The 22,909-nt window shown below is 71.8% G+C and carries 22 protein-coding genes; 16 read left to right on the forward strand and 6 right to left on the reverse strand.

Going from position 1 to position 22,909, the window contains the following annotated elements; translation table 11 throughout:
- Positions 1-78: 78 nt before the first annotated feature.
- The gene (locus OG542_RS24250) at positions 79-933 is read right to left on the reverse strand and encodes a helix-turn-helix transcriptional regulator (protein WP_328413653.1); all 855 of its coding nucleotides are present in this window, start codon (positions 931-933) and stop codon (positions 79-81) included.
- 145 nt (positions 934-1,078) lie between these two features.
- Here OG542_RS24250 and OG542_RS24255 point away from each other — a divergent pair, with 145 nt between their 5' ends.
- On the forward strand, positions 1,079-1,840 hold the full coding sequence (locus OG542_RS24255; protein WP_328413654.1) for an SDR family oxidoreductase: 762 nt from the start codon (positions 1,079-1,081) through the stop codon (positions 1,838-1,840).
- A 15-nt stretch (positions 1,841-1,855) separates the two neighbouring features.
- On the opposite strand, the gene OG542_RS24260 is transcribed toward OG542_RS24255, so the two are convergent.
- Positions 1,856-2,278, reverse strand: coding sequence for a hypothetical protein (locus OG542_RS24260; protein WP_184598343.1), 423 nt, complete (start codon positions 2,276-2,278; stop codon positions 1,856-1,858).
- Positions 2,279-2,441: 163 nt separating this feature from the next.
- Here OG542_RS24260 and OG542_RS24265 point away from each other — a divergent pair, with 163 nt between their 5' ends.
- Both OG542_RS24265 and OG542_RS24270 read left to right on the forward strand, forming a co-directional pair.
- Complete coding sequence (locus tag OG542_RS24265) at positions 2,442-3,284, forward strand: MurR/RpiR family transcriptional regulator (protein ID WP_328413655.1); 843 nt, start codon at positions 2,442-2,444, stop codon at positions 3,282-3,284.
- A gap of 101 nt (positions 3,285-3,385) precedes the next feature.
- Complete coding sequence (locus OG542_RS24270; protein WP_328413656.1) at positions 3,386-3,970, forward strand: hypothetical protein; 585 nt, start codon at positions 3,386-3,388, stop codon at positions 3,968-3,970.
- Positions 3,971-4,047: 77 nt separating this feature from the next.
- On the opposite strand, the gene OG542_RS24275 is transcribed toward OG542_RS24270, so the two are convergent.
- Positions 4,048-5,463: a type III PLP-dependent enzyme domain-containing protein gene (locus OG542_RS24275; protein ID WP_328413657.1), complete on the reverse strand. Its 1,416-nt coding sequence runs from the start codon at positions 5,461-5,463 to the stop codon at positions 4,048-4,050.
- A gap of 135 nt (positions 5,464-5,598) precedes the next feature.
- Here OG542_RS24275 and hutU point away from each other — a divergent pair, with 135 nt between their 5' ends.
- Genes hutU through OG542_RS24300 form a run of 5 tightly spaced genes read left to right on the forward strand, consistent with a single transcriptional unit; the run spans position 5,599 to position 11,555 of the window.
- Entirely contained in the window at positions 5,599-7,263 is a 1,665-nt protein-coding gene (hutU, locus tag OG542_RS24280) for a urocanate hydratase (protein WP_193480038.1), read from the forward strand.
- Positions 7,264-7,322: 59 nt separating this feature from the next.
- On the forward strand, positions 7,323-8,525 hold the full coding sequence (locus OG542_RS24285; protein WP_328418079.1) for an allantoate amidohydrolase: 1,203 nt from the start codon (positions 7,323-7,325) through the stop codon (positions 8,523-8,525).
- The gene (locus OG542_RS24290; protein WP_328413658.1) at positions 8,522-9,871 is read left to right on the forward strand and encodes a formimidoylglutamate deiminase; all 1,350 of its coding nucleotides are present in this window, start codon (positions 8,522-8,524) and stop codon (positions 9,869-9,871) included. Before OG542_RS24285 ends, OG542_RS24290 begins: the two co-directional genes overlap by 4 nt.
- Positions 9,868-11,199, forward strand: a complete 1,332-nt coding sequence (gene hutI, locus OG542_RS24295) for an imidazolonepropionase (RefSeq protein WP_328413659.1) — start codon at positions 9,868-9,870, stop codon at positions 11,197-11,199. Before OG542_RS24290 ends, hutI begins: the two co-directional genes overlap by 4 nt.
- Before the next feature lie 29 nt (positions 11,200-11,228).
- Entirely contained in the window at positions 11,229-11,555 is a 327-nt protein-coding gene (locus tag OG542_RS24300; protein WP_328413660.1) for a hypothetical protein, read from the forward strand.
- 81 nt (positions 11,556-11,636) lie between these two features.
- Here OG542_RS24300 and OG542_RS24305 read toward each other — a convergent pair whose 3' ends face one another.
- Complete coding sequence (locus OG542_RS24305) at positions 11,637-12,563, reverse strand: RNA polymerase sigma factor SigF (RefSeq protein ID WP_193480042.1); 927 nt, start codon at positions 12,561-12,563, stop codon at positions 11,637-11,639.
- A 241-nt stretch (positions 12,564-12,804) separates the two neighbouring features.
- Between OG542_RS24305 and OG542_RS24310 the strand changes: the two genes are divergently transcribed.
- The 4 genes from OG542_RS24310 (at position 12,805) to OG542_RS24325 (ending at position 16,503) form a co-directional block, all read left to right on the forward strand.
- Entirely contained in the window at positions 12,805-13,182 is a 378-nt protein-coding gene (locus OG542_RS24310; protein WP_311126065.1) for an STAS domain-containing protein, read from the forward strand.
- 243 nt (positions 13,183-13,425) lie between these two features.
- Positions 13,426-13,980 carry an ATP-binding protein gene (locus tag OG542_RS24315; RefSeq protein WP_311126064.1) on the forward strand — a complete coding sequence of 185 codons (555 nt, stop codon included), beginning with the start codon at positions 13,426-13,428 and terminating at the stop codon, positions 13,978-13,980.
- 172 nt (positions 13,981-14,152) lie between these two features.
- Positions 14,153-14,857, forward strand: a complete 705-nt coding sequence (locus tag OG542_RS24320) for an LPXTG cell wall anchor domain-containing protein (RefSeq protein ID WP_193480044.1) — start codon at positions 14,153-14,155, stop codon at positions 14,855-14,857.
- Positions 14,858-15,423: 566 nt separating this feature from the next.
- Positions 15,424-16,503 (forward strand): hypothetical protein, encoded by a 1,080-nt coding sequence (locus OG542_RS24325; RefSeq protein ID WP_328418081.1) that lies wholly within the window; start codon positions 15,424-15,426, stop codon positions 16,501-16,503.
- A gap of 84 nt (positions 16,504-16,587) precedes the next feature.
- Here the strand turns inward: OG542_RS24325 and OG542_RS24330 are convergent, their stop codons facing one another.
- The gene (locus tag OG542_RS24330; RefSeq protein ID WP_328413661.1) at positions 16,588-18,093 is read right to left on the reverse strand and encodes a peptide MFS transporter; all 1,506 of its coding nucleotides are present in this window, start codon (positions 18,091-18,093) and stop codon (positions 16,588-16,590) included.
- 472 nt (positions 18,094-18,565) lie between these two features.
- Here OG542_RS24330 and OG542_RS24335 point away from each other — a divergent pair, with 472 nt between their 5' ends.
- Positions 18,566-19,243 (forward strand): response regulator transcription factor, encoded by a 678-nt coding sequence (locus OG542_RS24335; protein WP_184598234.1) that lies wholly within the window; start codon positions 18,566-18,568, stop codon positions 19,241-19,243.
- Positions 19,244-19,275: 32 nt separating this feature from the next.
- Positions 19,276-20,553, forward strand: coding sequence for an ATP-binding protein (locus OG542_RS24340; RefSeq protein WP_311126061.1), 1,278 nt, complete (start codon positions 19,276-19,278; stop codon positions 20,551-20,553).
- Positions 20,554-20,586: 33 nt separating this feature from the next.
- Here the strand turns inward: OG542_RS24340 and OG542_RS24345 are convergent, their stop codons facing one another.
- On the reverse strand, positions 20,587-21,078 hold the full coding sequence (locus OG542_RS24345; protein WP_328413662.1) for a GtrA family protein: 492 nt from the start codon (positions 21,076-21,078) through the stop codon (positions 20,587-20,589).
- 163 nt (positions 21,079-21,241) lie between these two features.
- Between OG542_RS24345 and OG542_RS24350 the strand changes: the two genes are divergently transcribed.
- Together OG542_RS24350 and purE are read left to right on the forward strand one after the other, a co-directional pair.
- Positions 21,242-22,381, forward strand: coding sequence for a 5-(carboxyamino)imidazole ribonucleotide synthase (locus OG542_RS24350; RefSeq protein WP_328413663.1), 1,140 nt, complete (start codon positions 21,242-21,244; stop codon positions 22,379-22,381).
- The gene (gene purE / locus OG542_RS24355) at positions 22,378-22,905 is read left to right on the forward strand and encodes a 5-(carboxyamino)imidazole ribonucleotide mutase (protein ID WP_184598238.1); all 528 of its coding nucleotides are present in this window, start codon (positions 22,378-22,380) and stop codon (positions 22,903-22,905) included. Before OG542_RS24350 ends, purE begins: the two co-directional genes overlap by 4 nt.
- Positions 22,906-22,909 lie beyond the last annotated feature (4 nt).

The following is a 22,909-nucleotide window of genomic DNA, read 5'->3' on the forward strand; positions in this document are numbered from 1 at the left end:
CGTCTCTCGCGGGGACCGCCGTCGTCCCGCCCCCCGAACAGGGGGTGCGGCGGTCCCCGCGCATTTTCCTTCCCGGCCTCAGCCGGCCCGGCTCGTCGCCCAACTCCCCAGCAGCGCCAAGCGCTCCGCCGTCTCCGAGCCCGGATCAGGTGTGTAGGCGACGATCGTCTGGTCCGGCGCTCCGGGGATCGCGAGGGTCTCGTACGGGAGCGTCAGCAGGCCGGTGACCGGGTGCCGGAGGTGTTTCACTCCGTGGTCGCAGGGCTTGACCAGGTGGTCGGCCCACAGGCGGCGGAAGTCCACACTGAGGCGGGAGAGCTCGGCGACGAGTTCCCCGGTGGCGGCGTCCCCGGGGTGGTGGCCCGCCTGCAGGCGCAGGTGGGCGACCGTCTGGCCCGCGATCGCGGCCCAGTTCGGATAGATGTCGCGGGCGGTGGGGTCGAGGAAGATTCGGCGCGCGATGTTGCGCTCATCGCAACCGGAGCCGCTGAAGTCGAGCAGGGCGTCGGCGAGGTCGTTCCAGCCGAGCACCTCCATGCGGTGGTCCAGGACGTACGCCGGATTGCGGTCCATGCCGTCCAGGAGCAGCTGGACACCCGGGCGCACCGGGGACGCGGCCGGAGCACTCCCGGCCCGGCGGGGCCGGGCGACCGCCCGCAGATACGCGTGCTCCGCCTCGTCCAGCCGCAGCACCCGCGCGACCGCGTCCAGCACGGCGTCCGACACTCCCCCGGACTTCGTCCGGGAGGGGTCCCCAGAGCCCCTGCCCTGCTCCAGGCGGACGTAGTAGTCGACGCTCACCCCGGCCAGCTGCGCCACCTCCTCACGGCGCAGACCCGGGACACGGCGGCGGCCGTAGGAGGGCAGTCCCACCTCCTCCGGCTGGATACGGGCGCGGCGCGAGCGCAGGAAGTCTCCCAGTTCTCCGTCCATGGGTCCGAGCCTAGGCGCCCCGCGCGCGGCGAACCTGGTACTGGCAGACCCAGGAAAAGCGCCCCCCTGGGTACGGCGGCCGGCGGCGCCGAGGGTGGTGGACGAGGCCGGGGAGACGCCCCGGCAGCCACCGAGGGGAAGCCCCATGTCGTACGAGAACCTGGCCGGCCGTACCGCCGTCGTCACCGGAGCCGCGAGCGGGATCGGCGAGGCCGTCGCCGTCCTGCTGGCGGACCAGGGCGCACGGGTGGCCCTGCTGGCCCGGCGTGCGGAACGGCTGACAGCGCTCGCCGGGAAGATCCGGGCCGACGGCGGGCAGGCCCTGGCCGTCGTCGCGGACGTCACCGACGAGGCGTCCGTGGCGGCCGCCGCCGACCGGATCCACACGGAGTACGGTCCCGTCGACCTGGTCGTCAACGCCGCCGGCGTCATGCTGCCGCACCCCGTCGACGCCCGGCGCGCCGACGAGTGGCAGCGGATGCTCGACACCAACGTCGCCGGCGTGCTGCGCATCATCGGCGCCTTCACCGGCGACCTGGTGGGCGCGGCAGCGGACGGCCGCACGGCCGACATCGTGAACATCTCGTCCATCGCCGCGCACGTCAGCTTCCCGAACTACGCGGTGTACGGCGCGACCAAGGCGGCCGTCACGTATCTGTCGGATTCCCTGCGCGGCGAGTTCGGGCCGCGGGACGTCCGGGTCACCAACATCGAGCCCGGGTTCGTCGAGAGCGAGCTGCGCACGCACATCGGCGACGCGGAACTGGCCCGGCAGGTGGAGGGCATGCTGGACGAGGTGGGCGCGCTGTCCGCCGGGGAGCTGGCCGACCTGGTGGCCTACGCGACCAGCCGGCCGCGCCGGGTCAATCTCCGCCAGATCGTCGCGCTGCCCACCCGGCAGGCCTGAACGGGGTGCGCCCGCTCAGTCCTCCCAGCCGCTGTCCTGGGAGGACTTGCGGCGGCCGAACAGGTCCGGATTGGTGCGGACGGCCTGGACGAGGTTGACGCCCACGATGCCGGCCCAGGCGACGAGCATGCCGGGCAGCTGGGCCACGCCCCCGCCGATCGCGGACAGCGGCACCGCGAGGACCAAGGAGACGATGCCGAAGCCGAAGCGCTCGCCCCAGGAGTCCGTGGGCCGCGGCGACCGGGAGTCCCGGGCCGTCTGCATCTGCTGCTCGGCGAGCTGCCGGCGCACCCGGCGGTCCACCGCGCCGTCGATCCGCTGGTCGACCTTCTCCAGGAACGAGTCGACCAGCGCGGACTCGTACTCCTCACCCAGCTCCCTGCGTGCGTGCAGGGTGGCGTCGAGTTCCTTCTTCAGCTCGGTGTCCCGCGCGTCCATTCCGGTCATGTGACCCACGGTAGGAAGAAGCGACACCCGCCGCACTGGGGTTAGCCCCCGTGTCGGGACGGGGGGCGGCCCGGGGGCCCTCCACACCCGCTTGCCGGTCTGCATATGCTCATGCAGAATCCTCAGCTACTGAATAGGCGAGGGGGAGCACGTCATGAGCGTGACCGACAGCCCTGCCGCGCGGCTCCAGGCGCTCTTCGAGGGCCACCGGCTGACGCCGACCCAGCGGCGCATCGCGCACAGCATGGTGCGGCGGGCCGCCGACGTGCCGTTCCTGTCGAGTGTGGAGCTCGCCGAACTGGCCGGGGTCAGCCAGCCGTCCGTGACCCGCTTCGCCGTGGCCCTGGGCTTCGACGGCTACCCGGCCCTGCGCCGCCATCTGCGCGAGGTCGCCCCCGCCGAACCCGCGGCGGACGCGGGATCCGTCAACGAGTACCAGCAGGCCGTCGAGGCCGAGATCGAGAACCTGCGCCACCTGGCGGAGGCCCTGGCCGACACCGGGCCCGTACAGCGGGCCGGGCGCCTCCTCGCGGCCTCCCGTCCGCTCCCCGTCCTCGGCCTGCGGGCGGCGGCCGCCCAGGCGCACGGCTTCGCCTACTTCGCCGCGAAGGTCCATCCCGACGTACGGCTGCTCAACGAGGGCGGCACGATGGTCAAGGACCGCATCGACGCCGCCGTCCGGGCCGGTGCGACCGCACTGCTCTGTTTCGCGCTGCCCCGGCATCCCCGCGAGGTCGTCGACACCCTTGCCCATGCCAAGGAGTCCGGGCTGACCGTCGTCACGGTCGCCGACTCCGCCTTCGCACCGGTCGCCAAGGTGTCCGACCTGCTGCTGCCCGCCGCGGTCGGCACCGGCCTGGCCTTCGACACGGCCTGCGCGCCGATGCTGCTCGGCCGGGTGCTGCTGGAGGCGATGTGCGACGACCTGCCCGAGGCCCAGTCCCGCCTCGAGGAGTTCGACGCGAAGGCGGCGGCACGGGGTCTGTTCGTGGACTGACGACACACGCGCCGCCTTCTCAGACTCGTCTCACGTTGCGTCGCTAACGTGCGTCTCCTGCACCACCCTTCAGACGCTTCGGAGACCGACGGAGGCTGAACGTGACGCGCGGAGGACAAGGGCTGGCTCGGGTCGCCGTCATCGTACGGGCGGGGGCGGCCCCACTGTGGTGGCTGGGCGTGTGCGCCGCGGGCGTCGGGGTCCTCGCACCGGGACTGACCGGCCGCCGCATCGGCGTCCTGGCCGGGGCGGCGCTGTTCGTCCTGGCGACGGCCGTGGTGGCCTACGGCGGCCGCAAGCGCTACGCCACTCTGGCCGCCTCCGCGTCCCGCGCCGGCAAGCACGACATACTCCAGGACCGCGCGGTGACGGTACGCAACTGGCGCCGCCGCCACCGCTGGTGGCTCCTCCTCGCCTTCCTCGCCGCCCTGGGCACCACCTTCGCCGTCCCGGCCGCGGGCGGCATGCTCCTGGCCGGCTGCGGAGCGGGCCTGTGGCTGAAGGCGGCGTGGCTGGGCCGCCGGGAGCGGGCCGACGAGGCGTTGGTGTGGGTACGGGTGGACTGGCTGCGCGGGGGCGCTGGCAGCCCGGCGGGCAAGCAGGTGAAGGCGTACCGCAGCACGGGCATCGCGGCGGGGGACGCGGCGCCGGGCGGGGCGAGAAGGAAATCACCGGCGCTCGTGTAGCAGGGCGGGGGCGCATGCCCTGCTTCAGGGGGGCGGGGAACTGCGCGAACGGCCACAACGCACCCGCACCTCGGAAACTACGGAAGCCCCCATGGCGCCCGGCCACTCAACAGCGCCTCCACATGCGCCCCACCAGACTCCGCCACGACCTCCTCCACCGTCTGCGCCTCCCGCACGACCGCGAAGGCCACGCCCCCCTCCCCATCCGGCCCGAACCCATAAACCCCGGGCCGGACAAGGGAGTTGTACCCATAGTGATGCGCGAAGTAATACGCCCCCGTATCCAGCGCCGCCGCGTGATCCCCTTGCTCCAGTACCGGCATGGACCGCCCCTCCGCCAGCAGATCCCCCGCGAAACAGGCCGGCCCCGCGACGTCCTGCACCACGACGGGCCCCTCCTTCACCCGCCCCTTCGCGTCATACGCGGCGATCCTCAGCGGCCAGCTCTCCGGCGCGTACACCGTCCGCGTGGCGACCTGCACACCGGCATGCGTCACCGCGACCGCCCGCCCGCCGGAGGACTTCGCGTACTCGACCCGTGCCACCACCGTGCCGTGCTTGGCCAGCAGCGACCGCCCGAACTCCGTGACCAGCCCGTACCGCCCGTCGAACAGCCCCGGCACCTCCTCGGCCAGCATCCGCGCGTACTGCGCGTACGTGGGCGTCGTCGCGTCCGACGCGAAGTTCACCGGCAGTCCGCCGCCGATGTCGAGTGTGTCGATCTGCCGCCGCCCGATCCGCCCGTTGATCTCCTCGGCGAGCGCGTACACCTCCGCGACCCCCTGGACCAGGAGCGACAGCGGGATGCCCTGGGACCCGGTGTGCGCGTGCAGCCGGGTCAGCCACGGGCGGTCCTGGTACGCCCGCACGACCCACTCCCGCGCCCCCTCGTCGCGCAGCGCCACCCCGAACTTCGACGTCGCCGTGGCCGTCGAGGTCGCCCCGATGGAACCTGCGCCGACCTGCGGATTCACCCTGATCCCGAGCGGGGAGCGACTGGGGTCGATGGGGGTACCTCCCACGCCTTTCGGGCTGTGGGGGATCATCAGGGCGTCGATGCGCTCCAGCTCCTGCGGGTTGTCGGCGTTGACGGCGATGCCCAGGTCCAGCGCCTCGCGCAGTTCGGCCGGTGTCTTGGCGGGTGAGTCCAGGACCGTCATCTCCGGACGCAGCCCCGCCGCCCGCGCCAGCGCCAGCTCACCCGGGCTCGCCACCTCCGCGCCGATGCCCTCCTCGCGCAGCAGCCGCAGCACCGGCACCAGCGGGGTCGCCTTCACCGCGAAGGCGTGCAGCACGGGCGTGCCCGGTGCCACGACCGCGTCGAACGCCGCCCGCAGCTCCGCCGCCGACTCCCGGATGCCGGTGACGTCCAGCAGCCCGACGACGGGGCTGCCGGCCCCGAGCAGTCCCTGCTCGACGGCGGCCCGCACCGCTTCGTCCCGCCGGGCCGCCCGCCCGGCGCCCACGTCGCCTGCCTGAATGTCGTCATCCATGGATCCAGCCAAACATCCACGGCACCGCCGCGCCGACCTCCCGATGTATTGACTAGCTCTATTCAGATGGTCAGGATGTGAATAACCGTAGCAACACACCGCCGGGAGCACCTCGCACCCACCAGGAGGCAGACCATGTCAGGACCCCGCCCTGTCCGAGCGCCGCGCGGCACGGAACCGAGCGCCCTGGGATGGCAGCAGGAAGCCGCCCTGCGGATGCTGCAGAACAACCTCGACCCGGAGGTCGCCGAGCACCCCGACAAGCTCGTCGTCTACGGCGGCACCGGCAAGGCGGCACGCGACTGGCGCTCCTTCGACGCGATGGTGCGGACGCTGCGCGGGCTGAAGCAGGACGAGACGATGCTCGTCCAGTCCGGCCGCCCCGTCGGCGTCATGCAGACCCACGAGTGGGCCCCGCGGGTCCTCATCGCCAACTCCAACCTCGTCGGCGACTGGGCCACCTGGGAGGAGTTCCGCCGCCTGGAGGCCCTCGGCCTGACCATGTACGGGCAGATGACCGCCGGCTCCTGGATCTACATCGGCACCCAGGGCATCCTCCAGGGCACCTACGAGACCTTCGCCGCCGTCGCCGCGAAGAAGTTCGACGGCACCCTCGCGGGGACCATCACCCTCACCGCCGGTCTCGGCGGCATGGGCGGCGCCCAGCCGCTCGCCGTGACGATGAATGACGGTGTGGCGATCTGCGTCGACTGCGACCCGCGCGCCATCGAGCGGCGCATCGAGCACCGGTACCTGGACGTGAAGGCCGACTCCCTCGACCACGCGCTGCACCTGGCCGTGGAGGCCCGTGACGCCCGCCGGCCGCTGTCCATCGGGGTCCTCGGCAACGCGGCCGAGCTGCTGCCGCGGCTGCTCGCCATGGGCGCCCCGATCGACATCGTGACCGACCAGACCTCCGCCCACGACCCGCTGGCCTATCTGCCCCTCGGCCTGGCCTTCGAGGACATGGCCGACGCCGCCGCGAAGGACCCGGCCGGGTTCACCACCCGGGCCCGCGAGTCCATGGCCCGGCACGTCGAGGCCATGGTCGGTTTCATGGACGCCGGCGCCGAGGTCTTCGACTACGGCAACTCCATCCGGGGCGAGGCCCGGCTCGCTGGATACGACCGCGCCTTCGCCTTCCCCGGCTTCGTCCCCGCCTACATCCGCCCGCTGTTCTGCGAGGGCAAGGGCCCCTTCCGCTGGGCCGCGCTGTCCGGCGAGGCCTCCGACATCGCGAAGACCGACAAGGCGATCCTCGACCTCTTCCCGGAGAACGAGTCCCTGGCCCGCTGGATCCGCATGGCCGGGGAGCGGGTCCGCTTCCAGGGCCTGCCCGCCCGTATCTGCTGGCTGGGCTACGGCGAGCGGGACAAGGCCGGTGAGAGGTTCAACGACATGGTCGCGAGCGGGGAGCTGGCCGCGCCGGTCGTCATCGGCCGCGACCATCTCGACTGCGGATCCGTCGCGTCGCCCTACCGCGAGACCGAGGCCATGCTCGACGGGTCCGACGCCATCGCCGACTGGCCCCTGCTCAACGCGATGGTGAACGTGGCGTCCGGGGCGTCCTGGGTGTCCCTGCACCACGGGGGCGGTGTCGGCATGGGGCGGTCGATCCACGCGGGGCAGGTGACGGTGGCCGACGGCACGAAACTGGCCGGTGAGAAGATCCGCCGGGTCCTCACGAACGACCCCGGCATGGGCGTCATCCGGCATGTCGACGCCGGCTACGACATCGCGGAGTCGGTCGCTCAGGACAAGGGCGTCCGTGTCCCGATGCGCGAGGGTGACGACGCGTGACGCGGGAACCCGCCGGCCCGCTGCCGGACCCCACCGGCACCGGCAGCTCCTTCCACCGGATGTGGCGCGAGCTGCTCCCCCTCGGCCGCCATCCCGCCTCCGGCGGCTACCGGCGCTTCGCCTGGAGCGGTGTCGACGGTGACTGCCGGGCCTGGTTCCAGGAGCAGGCCCGGGCGCGCGGCCTCACCTGTGAGACCGACCGGAACGGCAACCAGTGGGCCTGGCTCGGCGACCCCGCCGCCGGGGACGCCGTCGTCACCGGGTCGCATCTCGACTCCGTGCCGGACGGCGGGGCCTTCGACGGGCCCCTCGGCGTGGTGTCCGCCTTCGCCGCGCTGGACGAACTGCGCGGCCGCGACGCGCGGTTCACCCGCCCCCTCGGCATCGTGAACTTCGGTGACGAGGAGGGCGCCCGGTTCGGGCTCGCCTGCGTCGGATCCCGGCTCACCGCCGGACAGCTCACCCGCGAGCAGGCGCACCGGCTCACCGACGGCGAGGGCGTGACGCTGCCGCGCGCCATGGAGACCGCCGGATACGACCCCGACGCCATCGGGCCCGACCCCGAACGGCTCGCCCGTATCGGCGCCTTCGTCGAACTCCACGTCGAGCAGGGCCGGGCCCTGGACCTGTCCGGCGACCGGGTCGGCATCGCCAGCGCGATCTGGCCGCACGGCCGGTGGCGGTTCGACTTCCGGGGCGAGGCCAACCACGCGGGTACCACCCGGCTCACCGACCGGCGCGACCCCATGCTGTCCTACGCCGAGACCGTCCTCGCCGCCCGCCGTGAGGCCGAACTCGCCGGCGCCGTCGCCACGTTCGGCAAGATCGTCGTCGAGCCGAACGGCGTCAACGCCATCCCCTCCCTCGTGCGTGGCTGGCTCGACTCGCGCGCCGCCGACCAGGACAGCCTGGACGCCGTGGTCGCCGGCGTGGAGAAGGCGGCCGGGGAGTACGCCGCCGCCCACGGCGTCGAGCTGGCCGTCGTCCGCGAGTCGTTCACCCCCGTCGTGGAGTTCGACCACGCCCTGCGCGACGAACTCGCCCGCATCCTCGGCAAGGACACCGGCCTCACCGTCCCCGTCCTCGGCACCGGCGCCGGACACGACGCAGGAATCCTGTCCGGGAGCATCCCGACCGCCATGCTGTTCGTGCGCAACCCCACCGGCGTCTCCCACTCCCCGGCCGAGTCCGCGACCGAGGACGACTGCGTGGCCGGGGTACTCGCCCTCGCCGACGTACTGGAAGGACTGGCCTGCACGTGACGCCCACCCAGCAGCCCCGTACGTACTGGCTGGAACACGCCTGGCTCGGCACCCACGTCGAGCCGGGCGTCGCCCTCGACGTCCACGACGGCCGCGTCACCGCCGTCCGGACCGAGGTCCCCACCCCGCCCCCCGGCGCCGAGGTCCTGCGCGGCCTCACCCTCCCCGGGCTGGCCAACGCTCACAGCCACGCCTTCCACCGGGCCCTGCGCGGCACCGTCCAGGTCGGCTCCGGAACCTTCTGGACCTGGCGCGAGGTCATGTACGCCACGGCCGCCCGGCTCACCCCGGACACCTACCACGCCCTGGCCCGCGCCGTGTACGCCGAGATGGCCCTGGCCGGCATCACGGCGGTCGGCGAGTTCCACTACGTCCACCACGCCCCCGGCGGCGTCCCCTACGCCGACCCCAACGCGATGGGCGAGGCCCTGATCGCGGCCGCCGCCGAAGCCGGGATCCGCATCACCCTCCTCGACACCGCCTATCTCTCCTCCGGCTTCGGACAGCCGCCCTCCGCCCAGCAGCTCCGCTTCTCCGACGGGACGGCGGACGCCTGGGCCGAACGCTGTTCAGTTCTCAAGGAACGGGATCACGCGCGGATCGGAGCGGCGATCCACTCCGTACGGGCCGTGCCCGCCGACCAGCTGGCGACCGTCGCGAGGTGGGCCGAGGAGCGGCGGGCCCCGCTGCACGTGCACCTGTCGGAGCAGACCGCCGAGAACGAGGCCTGCCTGGAGATCCACGGGTGCACTCCGACGCAGCTGCTCGCCCTGCACGGCGTCCTCGGGCCGCGCACGACCGGCGTTCACAACACCCACCTCACCGCCGAGGACGTCTCCCTCATCGGCGGCAGCGGCACCGGCACCTGCATGTGCCCCACCACCGAGCGGGACCTGGCCGACGGCATCGGGCCCGCGGCCGCCCTGCAGAACGAGGGCTCCCCGCTCTCCCTCGGCTCCGACAGCCACGCGGTGATCGACCTGCTCGAAGAGGCGCGCGCTATGGAGCTCAACGAGCGCCTGCGCACCCGCACCCGAGGTCACTGGACCGCCGCGGCCCTGCTGCGGGCGGCCTCGGCCGACGGGCACGCGGCCCTCGGCTGGGCGGACGCGGGCGTCCTGGAGAGCGGCGCGCTCGCCGACTTCACCACCATCGCGCTCGACTCGGTCAGGACGGCAGGGCCGCTTCCGCGGTTCGGGGCCGAGACGGCCGTATTCGCCGCGTCGGCAGCGGACGTGTCGCATACGGTCGTGGGAGGCCGGCACGTCGTACGGGACGGGGTCCACTCCCTCGTACCGGATGTGCCGAAAGCCCTCGCGGACGCCGTCGAAGCCCTGCGCGGATGACCCCGGGCCGCCCGCCCGCGCGGCCCGCCTCCGTCCCCGAACCCGACCCCACCGCCGACCAGGCCACCAAGGACGCCATGAGCAACGCGACGACCGTCAGCCCCGCCCACTCCGCGAGCACCGCAAGCACGCTCATCACGAACATCGCCAGCCTGGTCACCAACGACCCCTCCCTCGGATGGGGGTCCCCCCGCTCGAGCAAATTCGAGAGTGGGGGAGATTCCCCCCTCGGACTGGTCCAGGACGCGGCCGTCGTCATCGAAGGCGACCGCGTCGTGTGGACCGGTGATCAAAGCAAAGCACCCGCCACTGACAATCGGGTCGACGCAGGTGGCAGGGCGGTCATCCCCGGCTTCGTCGACTCCCACTCCCACCTCGTCTTCGCGGGCGACCGGACGCGGGAGTTCAACGCCCGTATGTCGGGGCGGCCGTACAGCGCGGGCGGCATCCGCACGACCGTCGCCGCCACCCGCGCCGCGAGCGACGCGGAACTCGAGGCCAATCTCACCCGTTACCTCCGCGAGGCGCTGCACCAGGGCACCACGACCTTCGAGACCAAGTCCGGCTACGGCCTGACCGCCGAGGACGAGGCCCGGTCCCTGCGCGTCGCCGCCGCCCACACCGACGAGGTCACCTATCTCGGCGCCCACATCGTCGCCCCCGAGTTCGCCGAGGACCCGGCCGGCTACGTCGCCCTGGTCACCGGCGAGATGCTCGACGCCTGCGCCCCGTACGCCCGCTGGATCGACGTCTTCTGCGAGAAGGGCGCCTTCGACGGCGACCAGGCCCGCGCGATCCTCACCGCCGGCAAGGAACGTGGCCTGCACCCCCGTATCCACGCCAACCAGCTCTCGTACGGCCCGGGCGTGCAGCTCGCCGTCGAGCTCGAAGCGGCCAGCGCCGACCACTGCACCCACCTGACCGACGCGGACGTGGACGCCCTGGCGAACAGCCGTACGGTCGCCACCCTGCTGCCCGGCGCCGAGTTCTCCACGCGGGCCGAGTGGCCGGACGCCCGCCGCCTCCTCGACGCGGGCGTCACCGTGGCCCTGTCCACCGACTGCAACCCGGGCTCGTCCTTCACGTCCTCCGTCCCGTTCTGCGTCGCGCTCGCCGTACGGGACATGGGCATGACCCCGGACGAGGCCGTCTGGTCGGCCACTGCGGGCGGCGCGGCGGCCCTGCGGCGCACCGACATCGGCCGTATCACCCCGGGCGCGTACGCCGACCTGACGCTCCTCGACGCCCCCAGCCACGTCCACCTGGCCTACCGCCCCGGCGTCCCCCTGGTCACCGGAGTCTGGCGGCGGGGCGAAAGGGTGCTCTGACGACCCGCGTCAACGGAGGAGCGGTACGGATGACAAAGCACTGGTCGGCACCGCTCCTGGTGAACCTGCTGCTCGGAATCCCGGCGGTGGTGCCGGTCTGGCTGCTCTGGTACCTGGCGTCGAACTGGCCGCTGGCCGCACGCGGCCTGACCGAGCGGGAGCCGACGGAGGACGACGGCGCCCTCCCGTGGTTCGTCGTAGCGGGGCCGGTCGTCCTCGCGTTCGGTCTGCTCTGGTGGCTGGCCAACCGTCCGCTGCGGCGCGGCACGACTCTGCCGCCCGCCCGTTACTGGGCGCTGAGCGTCCTCGCCATGCTTGTGCCGACGCTCGTCCTCATCGTCATCTCCGAAGCCTGAGAAGGGGATGGCACGCGTCCGGGGGCGGACCGTTCGGTCCGCCCCCGAAGGACACGTCACCCGGCAGGGATCACATGAGGATCACTCCTCGACGGTCAGGCCCTTGCGCAGCCGTACCAGCGTCCGCGACAGCAGTCGCGACACGTGCATCTGCGAGATGCCCAGTTCCTCGCCGATCTCGGACTGCGTCAGACCCGCGACGAAGCGCAGGGACAGGATCTTCCGGTCGCGCGGCGGGAGTTCGGCGATCAGCGGCTTCAGCGACTCGACGTACTCGATGCCCTCGAGTCCGTGGTCCTCGTAGCCGATGCGGTCCGCGAGCGCGCCCTCGGAGTCGTCCTCCTCCGGCTGGGCGTCCAGCGAGGAGGCGGTGTACGCGTTCGAGGCGGCCATGCCCTCGACGACCTCGTCCTTGGACAGGCCCAGGCGCTCGGCCAGTTCCGTCACCGTCGGGGCGCGGTCCAGCTTCTGCGCCAGCTCGTCACCGGCCTTGGCCAGGTCGAGCCGGAGCTCCTGGAGCCGCCGCGGAACGCGCACGGACCACGAGGTGTCGCGGAAGAAGCGCTTGATCTCGCCGACGATGGTCGGCATCGCGAACGTGGGGAACTCGACACCCCGGGAGAGTTCGAACCGGTCGATCGCCTTGATCAGGCCGATGGTGCCGACCTGGATGATGTCCTCCATCGGCTCGCTGCGGGAGCGGAACCGGGAAGCGGCGAACTTGACCAGCGCGAGGTTCAGCTCGACAAGCGTGTTGCGGACGTACGAGTACTCGTGCGTGCCTTCCTCCAGCGCTTCGAGGCGCTCGAAGAGGGTCTTGGACAGAGCCCGTGCGTCGACCGCGTCGACCTGCTCGTACGGGGGGATGTCCGGAAGTCCGGCGAGAAGGTCGTCCTGTGTGACGAGCGTCTCGTCCTGCTCGATGGGATCCAGATGTTCCGGAGGGGGTGTCGACGTCGCTTTCTGGGTACGCGATGCGTCGAGCCGGGGTGACATGATGTCCTCCATCGTTCTCGGCATAAGGCTGCCGGAGCCATTACGTGCACTGCGGTGTGCGGCGCCTCCATAGCCGGCCGTGTGTCGGGTACGTGTCCTTACTAGGCCTACCCGCTTTCCCGAGCCCACCGCAAGTGCGTTCTGTGGGCATATGTCCGTTTGTGTGTAGTTGTTCGGGTGTCGAAGCGTGTCAGGAAGGCGTAGTGTTCGAGGTCGTCAGCAAGCAGCCTCGACGTCAGGAGAGAGAGACGGCATGGACCGCGGGACGGTCGGCAGCGCACAGTCTGGCCGGCTTCTGGTGGAGGTGCGGGAAGAGGGCTCTAGTGCCGTCGTGACCCCGGCGGGTGAGTTGGATCACCACACCGCCGATTTGTTGCGTGAGCCACTCGACGACTGCCTCGCCAAGGGATTCAAGCGCCTGGTCATCGACTGCGCGCGCCTGGAGTTCTGCGACTCCACGGGGCTCAATGTGCTCCTCGGCGCACGGCTGAAGGCGGAGGCCGCCGGTGGCGGCGTGACCCTCGCCGGGATGCAGCCGGTGGTGGCGCGTGTATTCGAGATCACGGGCGCGGACGCGGTCTTCACCGTCCACGACACGCTCGAGGCGGCCCTGGCCGACGAGTCGAGCTGAGCGGTGGTGCGTCGGCGCGCCGAGCCTCGGCCTTCCCTCTGTGACCGACGTCCTATCTCCGTCACGCCTTTCGTGCCGAATCCGGGGGTGTTCCGACGGGCCGCCAGGGCAGGAGACATCCTGAACCTGTTGGCTGCCGGGGTGGCGGGGGTGCCGCGAAATCGATATGCCGCGCACTGCGTGACTGACTGTGTACAGAATCTTTTGAATCGTGAACTGGTGAATCGGTGAGGTGAAGCGCTGATGAGCACCACCCGGCCTTACCCGCCGGGCGACCGCGGGCCGGAGCCCAGCGGCGCTTCCGGGGCGTCCGAGGGTGGCGTACCGGCGGCCACTGCGTCCGGCGAGGGCGTGGGCGCGCCGTCCGGAGCCGCGGCGCCGCCGGGGGGCCGGCAGGTGCGCCGGCTGAGCTTCGGCGGGGAGAGCGGCGTCGTCCCGCTCGCCCGCGACTTCACCCGTCAGGCGCTGTACGCGTGGGGCTGGCTGCCGGCCGCCTCCGCCGACCAGCGGGCCGCCGCCGAGGATGTGCTGCTCGTCGTCTCCGAGCTGGTCACCAACGCCTGTCTGCACGCCGAGGGGCCGGACCAGTTGTGGATCACCTGCGACAACAAGGTGATCCGACTCGAGGTCGCCGACCGGGGCACCGGGCAGCCGGCGCCCCGTAATCCGCACCGGGCGGGGCGTCCGGGCGGCCACGGCATGTTCATCGTCCAGCGGCTGTGCCTGGACTGGGGTGTCGTGCGCACGCCGGGAGTCGCCGGCAAGACGGTGTGGGCGGAACTGGGCGCACCTGCCTGACCGGGTCCCCCCACCCACGGATTCTCCGCCGCACCTCCCCTCATACGTCACTCACCGCGCTCCGGATCGCCACAGATCCGGGGTGCACTGTGTCTTCCTTCCTCAAGGCCCCGGGCGTACCTTGACGGCCCGATCTGATGCGCCGTCAGGAAACAGGAAGGGGAGTGGCACCGTGTCGTACCGGAATCGAACCGCCGCGCTCGCGTCCGCCGCGGCCCTGGCCGGCTCGGCGGTGTTGATGGCCGCCCCCGTGGCCCGGGCCGAGGTCGTCGACGTCAACTACCAGTGCAAGACGCCGATCGGCGACAAGAGCGCCGTCTCGCCCATCGACATCAAGGGCGTCGAGGACGGCGACGGCTACAAGATCACCATGTCCTGGCAGAAGGGCGTCTCCTCCAGCCCGGTCGAACTGGGCAAGGGCGCGATGACCCCGAGCGCCACGATCGCCCTGGGCGGCGCCGACAACGGCACCCTGACGGTGACCGGCCCCGCCAACGACGCCGCCCTTCCGGCCAACACCCCGATCAAGATCAACGACCTGAGCGGGACGTACCTGCCGAAGAAGAGCGGCGAGGTCACCTTCACGGCCGGCGTGCTCACCATCAAGGCGCTCGGTACGACGACCACATGCACCCCGACGAACGACCCGGGCCCGTCCCTGACCCTCGACGTCAAGGCGGCGAGCGGCGGCGGCACCGGCTCCGCCCAGGGCGGCGGCTCCGGGTCCGGCTCTGACACCGGCGCCGGGCTTCCGCAGACCGGGCCCGAGGACTCGGCCATAGCCCTCGGCACCCTCGGCGGGACAGTCCTGCTCGCCGGCGCGGCGGGTGCCCTGTGGCTGACACGACGTCATCAGAGCACACGCGCCCGCCACTGAGCATGCTCCGGACGACCGCTGGAGCCGACGCCGCCCGCCCGCCCGGCGCGCCTGCCGAACCCGATGCCGCCCACCGGCGGCCCGGCCGGCTGCGGCCGTTGACGCGGGCGCGGCCGTGTGCCGCTGAGCGTGGGTCCGTGCGCCCACCCGAACGCCCGCTGGAGCCGGTTGCTCGGGCCGCCGATGGTGTGTGCCCGCCCGAACGCCCGCCGGAGCCGACGCCGTACGCCCGCCCCGGTCGTCTGGTGCAGTCGGCTGCTCGGGCTGCCGGTGCCGTGGGCCCGTCCGGGGGTCTGTTGGAGGCGACGCCGGCTGTCTGCCCCGGTCGTCTGGTGGAGCTGACGGCTCGGGTCGTGGATGCCGTGCGGATGTCCGGGCGTCTGCTGGAGCCGGTGCGCGCAGGCCCCGTACGCCCGCTGGAGCCGGTTGCTCGGGCCGCCGATGGTGTGTGCCCGCCCGAACGCCCGCCGGAGCCGACGCCGTACGCCCGCCCCGGTCGTCTGGTGCAGTCGGCTGCTCGGGCCGTCGAGGGTGTGTGTCCGTCCGGACGACCGCTGGAGCCGCCGATGTCGTGCGTCGCACGTCTTCCGTACCTGTCGCTGTCGGTTCTGCTGGTGTTTCTGCTGGTTCTGGCGGGGGCCGGGCCCGTCGGGGCGGTGGACGGGCCCCGTGTCGAGTTGTCCAGTACGCAGGCCGGGGCGGGTGGTTCGGTCACCGTCACCGGGAGCGGTTGGCGGGCGCGTGCCCTGCTGACGCTGCTGGTCTGCGGACAGGCCGAGCCGGACCGGGGCGTGACCGGCGGCACCAACTCCTGCGCCAACGCCGACGGCCGGGCCGTCACCACCGACGCCGAAGGACGCTTCCGCCGCGCACTGCCCGTCGTCGAGCCACCGGTGCCGTGCCCCTGCGTGGTGCACGTGGAGACGGTGACCGGGGCCGGTGCCGAGGCCGACGCGGCCCTCCAGGTCGCCGGGCACACGGTCGAGCCGCTGCCCGCGGAACGGTCCGGCGGGCGGCTCTCCCTGCTCGCGGACACCCGGCTGCGCGGCTCCGACGGACTGCTGACCTGGTTCGGCTCCCCGCCCGCCCGGACCCTCGAGGTCACCGTCGGCAACGTCGGCACGTCCCCCGTGAAGAACCCCGTCTTCCAGGTCGGCACCGCGCACGGCGTGTTCGCCCCGCAGTGGCAGGACCAGCGGTGGCGCGGCACGATCCGGCCCGGCGGCGAGGCCCGTATCGAGCTGCCCGTGGAGCTCGCGGCCGGGGCGCACGGCGACTACACGGTGTCCCTGAAGTACGGCGGCAAGGTCCTCGCCGAACACCCCTGGGGCGTGGGCCGCCCCTGGGGCGTGACCCTGTTCTGGGTCCTGGTCCTCCTGGTCGTACCGGCGGCCTTGTTCCGCGGCGGACTGGCCGTGGTGGACCACGTACGGCCTCGCCATCCCGGCCACGCGGCCCGCCCGGCCCGTCGTACGGGGCTGCCCGCTCTGCCGCGGATGACGAAAAGGAGGGCCGGGACGGACACAGGCCCGCACACCCCTGCCACGGCACCGGCCCCCCTGCCCTGGGTCACCCCCGACGCCGGTCCGGACGACCTGGACCGGTCCTCGGCGTCACCCGGGAAAGACCCGACGACGAAGGCCTGACGAGCGCGGACGCCCTCGCGCACGCGAAAGGGCCGCCGCACCCGCGGGGTGCGGCGGCCCTTCGTCATGGCCCGGCGGGGCGGGTCAGCGGACGTCGCCCATGAGCCCCTTGACCTTCTTGCGGAACATGTAGACCGCGAAACCGGCGACCACGGCGAGCGCCGCCTCCAGCGCCACGAAGCCCATCCGGTCGAGGTTGATCCCGCCGAGGGCCGGGTTGGACAGCAGCGCGGTGACGGAGTCGCCCGCGGTGACCGCGAGGAACCAGACGCCCATCATCTGGGAGGCGTACTTCGCCGGCGCCATCTTCGTCGTCACGGACAGACCCACCGGCGACAGCGTCAGCTCACCGACGGTCTGCGCGAAGTAGATCGCGACCAGCCACATCGCCGCGGCCTTGTGACCGCCCTCCGCGATCGACAGCGGGGCGAGGAAGACGAAGAAGGACACACCCACCAGCACCAGACCGGAGGCGAACTTCACGATGGTGCTCGGCTCCTTGCCGCGCCGGTTCAGCCACAGCCACAGCCAGGCGAAGACGGGCGCCAGAGCCATGATCATGACCGGGTTGACCGACTGGTACCAGGAGACCGGGAACTCCCAGCCGAGGATGCTGTTGTCGGCGCTCTTCTCGGCGAAGAGCGACAGGGTCGAGCCACCCTGGTCGTAGATCATCCAGAAGACGGCGGCGGCGACGAAGAACCAGATGTACGCCGACACCTTCGACCGCTCGGCGGTGTCCAGGTCCTTGTCCCGCATGATGCGGGAGATGACCAGGATCGGCACGATCAGCCCGAGGAGCGTGAGCGGGATCAGCGCCCAGTTCAGGGTGAAGTGGCCGGTGCCGCCGACGAGGCCGTAGAAGACCACGGCGATGGCCAGCCAGATCAGGCCCTTGCGCAGGGTGGACGCCTTCTCGGCGGGCGACAGCGGGGTCGGGACCTCACGGCTCCGCGCGCTCAGGTGGCGTCCGCCGAGCAGGAACTGTACGAGGCCCAGTGCCATGCCGAGTGCGGCCAGGGCGAAGCCCAGATGCCAGTCGATGTTCTCACCGACGGTGCCGATCACCAGCGGAGCGATGAAGGCACCGAGGTTGATGCCGATGTAGAAGACCGTGAAGCCACCGTCCCGGCGCGGGTCCTCCGGGCCGTCGTAGAGGTGGCCGACCATCGTGGAGATGTTGGCCTTCAGCAGACCGGAACCGATGGCGACGAGGCCCAGGCCGGCGTAGAAGCTCGCGGCGGCGGGCAGCGCGAGGCACAGGTGGCCGAGCATGATGACCAGGCCCGCGACGGCGACCGTCTTGCGGGGACCGAGCACGCGGTCGGCGAACCAGCCGCCGGGCAGGGTGAGCAGGTACACCAGCGACAGGTACACGGCGTAGATCGCCGTCGCCGTGCCCGCGGGCAGGTGCAGGCCACCCGGGGCCACCAGGTACAGCGGGAGCAGGGCCCTCATGCCGTAGTAGGAGAACCTTTCCCACATCTCGGTCATGAAGAGAGTGGCCAGCCCGCGGGGGTGGCCGAAGAAGGTCTTCTCGGAGCCGGGGGTGCTCGGGGGGGCCGAGTCCTTCGTCAGGCTGGACGCCATGGTCGTTCCTTGCTGGTCGGGACGCGCCCCGCGACAGCGGTGGTGCGCCCGGTGGGGGCTGCCGGCACCGGTGCGTACGGCCGTCCGCCCGACGCCTACGGGGGTCCGCTCCGGGGCACGGAGCGGTGGGCGGTCGCCACCGGGATCCACGCCTCTCGCGCGTCCCCGCACGAGGAGGCCCGGCCACACAAAAGAAACCTTCGAGGCAGAGCGCCTCAGAAGGTCGCCTAGGGCTACAGACGTTGATTCACCATACGGCAGGACACGGCGGCATATGGAAGGACTTGAGAGGAGGATCACAGGCTCCAGGGGAACCGTGAGCCCTGTTTCCAAGGTCCTTACCAGGATCGCACCCCATAGACAGAGGTTCGTCCGCGTTCCCCGGGAACGTAAGAAGTGGGTATGCCAACGGTAAGAATCAACGCTTCCGGTCACACCCCAGCTCACAGCCTCGCAGGTCTACCATCACCTCATGACCCGTGTACTGCTCGCCGAGGACGACGCGTCCATCTCGGAGCCGCTGGCCCGCGCTCTGCGCCGGGAGGGCTACGAGGTCGAGGTGCGTGAGGACGGCCCCACCGCTCTCGACGCAGGACTGCAGGGCAGCGTCGACCTGGTCGTGCTCGACCTGGGTCTGCCCGGCATGGACGGTCTCGAGGTGGCCCGGCGCCTGCGTGGCGAGGGCCACACCATTCCGATTCTCATCCTGACCGCGCGCGCCGACGAGGTGGACACCGTCGTCGGCCTCGACGCGGGCGCCGACGACTACGTCACCAAGCCCTTCCGGCTCGCCGAGCTGCTCGCCCGCGTCCGGGCCCTGCTGCGGCGCGGTGCCGCCGAACCGCAGCAGCCGCCCGCCACGCACGGCGTGCGCATCGACGTCGAGTCGCACCGCGCCTGGATGGGCGAGGAGGAGCTCCAGCTCACCGCCAAGGAGTTCGACCTGCTGCGGGTGCTGGTGCGCGACGCGGGCCGGGTCGTCACCCGCGACCAGCTGATGCGCGAGGTCTGGGACACGACCTGGTGGTCGTCGACCAAGACCCTCGACATGCACATCTCCTGGCTGCGCAAGAAGCTCGGCGACGACGCGGCCAACCCCCGCTACATCGCCACCGTGCGCGGTGTGGGCTTCCGTTTCGAGAAGAGCTGAGCCACGGGGCAGGCAGGCACGGGTAACAGGACATGCGCCGCCGACTGATCCAGTCCACGCTCGCCGTGGTGCTGGTCGTGATCGCCGTCTTCGGTGTCTCGCTCGTCATCGTCGAGACCCGGACGATCAGCAACAGCGCCCAGGAACGGGTGGAGTCCGAGGCGGTCCGCCTCGCCAGCATCGTCGACAGCCGGCTCTTCGGCGAGCAGCAGGTCGACGCCGAGGTGCTGCGCGAGCAGGTCACACAGAACCGTTACTACGCGGTGATCCGGCTCCCCGGGGAAGCGCCCATCGAGGTCGGCACCAAGCCGACCGGTGACGTCATCAGCGCGACCGCGCCCGGCGAGGAGGGCGAGACGGTCACCGTCGAGGAGCCGCGCTCCTCGGTGACCCGCGAGGTCGGCCGCACGCTGCTGATCATCGCGCTGGTCGCGCTGCTGGCGGTGGTGGCCGCGGTGCTGCTGGCGGTCCGCCAGGCGAACCGGCTGGCGTCGCCGCTGACCGACCTCGCGGAGACGGCCGAGCGGCTCGGCTCGGGCGATCCCCGCCCGCGGCACAAGCGGTACGGCGTGCCCGAGCTGGACCGGGTGGCGGACGTGCTGGACGGCTCCGCCGAGCGCATCGCGCGCATGCTCACCGCCGAACGCCGCCTGGCCGCGGACGCCTCCCACCAGCTGCGGACACCGCTCACGGCCCTGTCCATGCGGCTGGAGGAGATCACCCTCACCGACGACCCGGACACGGTGAAGGACGAGGCGACGATCGCGCTCACGCAGGTCGAGCGGCTGACGGACGTCGTCGAGCGGCTGCTGACCAACTCCCGCGATCCGCGCACCGGCTCCGCCGTCACCTTCGACCTCGACGAGGTCATCCAGCAGCAGCTCGCCGAGTGGCGGCCCGCGTACCGCAGCGCGGGCCGGGCGATCGTCAGCTCCGGCAAGCGGCACCTCGAGGCGGTCGGTACGCCCGGCGCGGTCGCGCAGGTGCTGGCCGCGCTGATCGAGAACTCGCTGATGCACGGGGGCGGCACGGTGGCCCTGCGTACCCGCGTCACCGGCAACCAGGCGGTCATCGAGGTCACGGACGAGGGCCCCGGCGTCCCCGCCGACCTGGGCGCACGCATCTTCGAGCGGGCGATCAGCGGCCGGAACTCCACGGGCATCGGCCTGGCCGTCGCCCGCGACCTGGCGGAAGCGGACGGCGGCCGCCTGGAAATGCTCCAGACCAAGCCCCCGGTGTTCGGCCTGTTCCTGTCCCGCACCGCCGCCCAGACGTCGACGACGGACGAGGACGAGCCGATGGTTCGCTAGGGCCTGTCCGACCCCCTTCGCAGGCTCGTGCGGCTACGGCACCCGCTGCTTGTTCCGTTCCTGCTCAACCGTCGATCCGCTGTCCGGCGCCGTCGTCCGGGCCGGGAGCGCGCGGAAGACCCAGGTGCGGTACGACCAGAAGCGGAAGAGCGTGGCGATGCCGATGCCGACGAACTTGAAGATGTTGTTCTGGACCGGGGTGTTCCAGTCGAAGCCGTAGGTCGCCGCGTACAGCACGCCGTTCTCGATGACCAGGCCCACCGCGCTGAACAGCAGGAACAGGGTCATCTCCCGCGTGCGGCGGCTCTTGTCGCGGTCGCGGTACGTGAAGTAGCGGAAGCCGACGTAGTTGAAGACGATCGCGACGACGGTCGCGATGACGCTCGCGCGCACCACCTGGAGGTCGGTGACATGCCGCACCAGGTTGAACACGAGGAGGTTGACCAGCACCCCGGCTCCGCCCACCGCGCCGAATTTGGCGACTTCGCGAACGAGTCGTCTGAGCCGCGAGGCACCATGTCCCATGGCCGTCCAGGCCCCCGTCCCTCAGTTGGCGTCAACCCAGCCATGCTAACCACCCTCCCGCGCGATCTTCCTGCGGACACCGGTGGACGGCCGGAGATGGTCCGGGCCGGGCCGGGGAGGGGCAGGAAACCGGCCACCTTGGCGCGGCCGATACCCTGAGGGAGTGACGTTTCCGGTAGTCGGCATGGTCGGCGGTGGCCAGCTCGCTCGTATGACACACGAGGCGGGCATCCCGCTGGGCATCAGGTTCAAGCTTCTCAGTGACACCCCGCAGGACTCGGCTGCGCAGGTCGTGAGCGATGTCGTCATCGGCGACTATCGCGACCTCGACACGCTGCGCGAGTTCGCCCGCGGGTGCGATGTGATCACCTTCGATCACGAACATGTACCCACCGAGCACCTCAGAGCCCTGGAGGCGGACGGCATCCCCGTGCGCCCCGGACCCGAGGCGCTCGTCCACGCCCAGGACAAGGGCGTGATGCGCGCGAAGCTCGACGCGATCGGCGTGCCCTGCCCCAGGCACAGGATCGTCTCCGATCCGCAGGACGTGGCGGCCTTCGCCGCCGAGGGCGAGGGATTCCCCGTCGTCCTCAAGACCGTCCGCGGCGGCTACGACGGCAAGGGCGTGTGGGTCGTCGACTCCGTCGAGGAGGCCGCCGACCCGTTCAAGGCCGGTGTCCCCGTGCTCGCCGAGGAGAAGGTCGACTTCCTGCGCGAGCTCGCCGCCAACGTCGTACGCTCCCCGCACGGCCAGGCCGTCGCCTACCCGGTCGTGGAGTCCCGCCAGGTGAACGGCGTCTGCGACACGGTCATCGCCCCGGCCCCCGACCTCGACGAGGGCCTCGCGGTCCGGGCCTCGGAGATGGCCCTGAACATCGCCAAGGAGCTCGACGTCGTCGGGCACCTCGCCGTCGAGCTGTTCCAGACCCGAGACGGTCGCATCCTCGTCAACGAGCTGGCGATGCGCCCGCACAACTCCGGCCACTGGTCGATGGACGGCGCGGTCACCAGCCAGTTCGCCAACCACGTCCGGGCGGTCCTGGACCTGCCCCTCGGCGACCCCCGCCCGCGCGCCGAGTGGACGGTCATGGTCAACGTCCTCGGCGGCGACTACCCGGACATGTACTCCGCGTACCTGCACTGCATGGCCCGCGACCCCCAGCTGAAGATCCACATGTACGGCAAGGACGTGAAGCCCGGCCGCAAGGTCGGACACGTCAACACCTACGGCGACGACCTGGACGACGTGCTGGAGCGCGCCCGTCACGCAGCCGGCTACCTGAGAGGCACCATCACCGAATGAGCCCTGTTGTTGGCATCGTCATGGGGTCGGACTCCGACTGGCCCGTCATGGAGGCCGCCGCGAAGGCCCTCGACGAGTTCGAGATCCCCTACGAGGTGGACGTCGTGTCGGCCCACCGCATGCCGCGCGAGATGGTCGCGTACGGCGAGCAGGCCGACGGCCGCGGGCTCAAGGTGATCATCGCCGGGGCCGGCGGCGCCGCCCATCTGCCCGGCATGCTCGCCTCGGTCACCCCGCTGCCGGTCATCGGCGTGCCCGTGCCGCTGAAGTACCTCGACGGCATGGACAGCCTGCTGTCGATCGTGCAGATGCCGGCCGGTGTCCCGGTCGCGACGGTCTCCGTCGCCGGTGCCCGCAACGCCGGTCTGCTGGCCGCCCGCATCCTCGCCGCGCACGACGAGGAACTGCGCGGCCGGATGCGCGACTTCCAGCAGGAGCTGAACGACCAGGCCACCGAGAAGGGCAAGCGCCTGCGCTCCAAGGTCGAGGGCTCGGGCGGGTTCGGCTTCGGCGCGGGGAAGTGACGGC

Source organism: Streptomyces violaceus, assembly GCF_036014075.1.
GTDB classification, from domain to species: Bacteria; Actinomycetota; Actinomycetes; order Streptomycetales; family Streptomycetaceae; genus Streptomyces; species Streptomyces violaceus.

What these genes read in the sequence shown, in the direction of transcription:
- hutI (WP_328413659.1), top strand. Translation starts at nt 9,868, where the DNA reads ATGACCCCGGGCCGCCCGCCCGCGCGGCCCGCCTCCGTCCCCGAACCC.
- OG542_RS24315 (WP_311126064.1), top strand. Translation starts at nt 13,426, where the DNA reads ATGAGCACCACCCGGCCTTACCCGCCGGGCGACCGCGGGCCGGAGCCC.
- OG542_RS24265 (WP_328413655.1), top strand. Translation starts at nt 2,442, where the DNA reads ATGAGCGTGACCGACAGCCCTGCCGCGCGGCTCCAGGCGCTCTTCGAG.
- OG542_RS24310 (WP_311126065.1), top strand. Translation starts at nt 12,805, where the DNA reads ATGGACCGCGGGACGGTCGGCAGCGCACAGTCTGGCCGGCTTCTGGTG.
- OG542_RS24330 (WP_328413661.1), bottom strand. Translation starts at nt 18,093, where the DNA reads ATGGCGTCCAGCCTGACGAAGGACTCGGCCCCCCCGAGCACCCCCGGC.
- OG542_RS24285 (WP_328418079.1), top strand. Translation starts at nt 7,323, where the DNA reads ATGTGGCGCGAGCTGCTCCCCCTCGGCCGCCATCCCGCCTCCGGCGGC.
- OG542_RS24255 (WP_328413654.1), top strand. Translation starts at nt 1,079, where the DNA reads ATGTCGTACGAGAACCTGGCCGGCCGTACCGCCGTCGTCACCGGAGCC.
- OG542_RS24275 (WP_328413657.1), bottom strand. Translation starts at nt 5,463, where the DNA reads ATGGATGACGACATTCAGGCAGGCGACGTGGGCGCCGGGCGGGCGGCC.
- OG542_RS24340 (WP_311126061.1), top strand. Translation starts at nt 19,276, where the DNA reads ATGCGCCGCCGACTGATCCAGTCCACGCTCGCCGTGGTGCTGGTCGTG.
- OG542_RS24305 (WP_193480042.1), bottom strand. Translation starts at nt 12,563, where the DNA reads ATGGAGGACATCATGTCACCCCGGCTCGACGCATCGCGTACCCAGAAA.
- OG542_RS24325 (WP_328418081.1), top strand. Translation starts at nt 15,424, where the DNA reads ATGTCGTGCGTCGCACGTCTTCCGTACCTGTCGCTGTCGGTTCTGCTG.
- hutU (WP_193480038.1), top strand. Translation starts at nt 5,599, where the DNA reads ATGTCAGGACCCCGCCCTGTCCGAGCGCCGCGCGGCACGGAACCGAGC.
- OG542_RS24260 (WP_184598343.1), bottom strand. Translation starts at nt 2,278, where the DNA reads ATGGACGCGCGGGACACCGAGCTGAAGAAGGAACTCGACGCCACCCTG.
- OG542_RS24250 (WP_328413653.1), bottom strand. Translation starts at nt 933, where the DNA reads ATGGACGGAGAACTGGGAGACTTCCTGCGCTCGCGCCGCGCCCGTATC.
- OG542_RS24345 (WP_328413662.1), bottom strand. Translation starts at nt 21,078, where the DNA reads ATGGGACATGGTGCCTCGCGGCTCAGACGACTCGTTCGCGAAGTCGCC.
- purE (WP_184598238.1), top strand. Translation starts at nt 22,378, where the DNA reads ATGAGCCCTGTTGTTGGCATCGTCATGGGGTCGGACTCCGACTGGCCC.
- OG542_RS24335 (WP_184598234.1), top strand. Translation starts at nt 18,566, where the DNA reads ATGACCCGTGTACTGCTCGCCGAGGACGACGCGTCCATCTCGGAGCCG.
- OG542_RS24300 (WP_328413660.1), top strand. Translation starts at nt 11,229, where the DNA reads ATGACAAAGCACTGGTCGGCACCGCTCCTGGTGAACCTGCTGCTCGGA.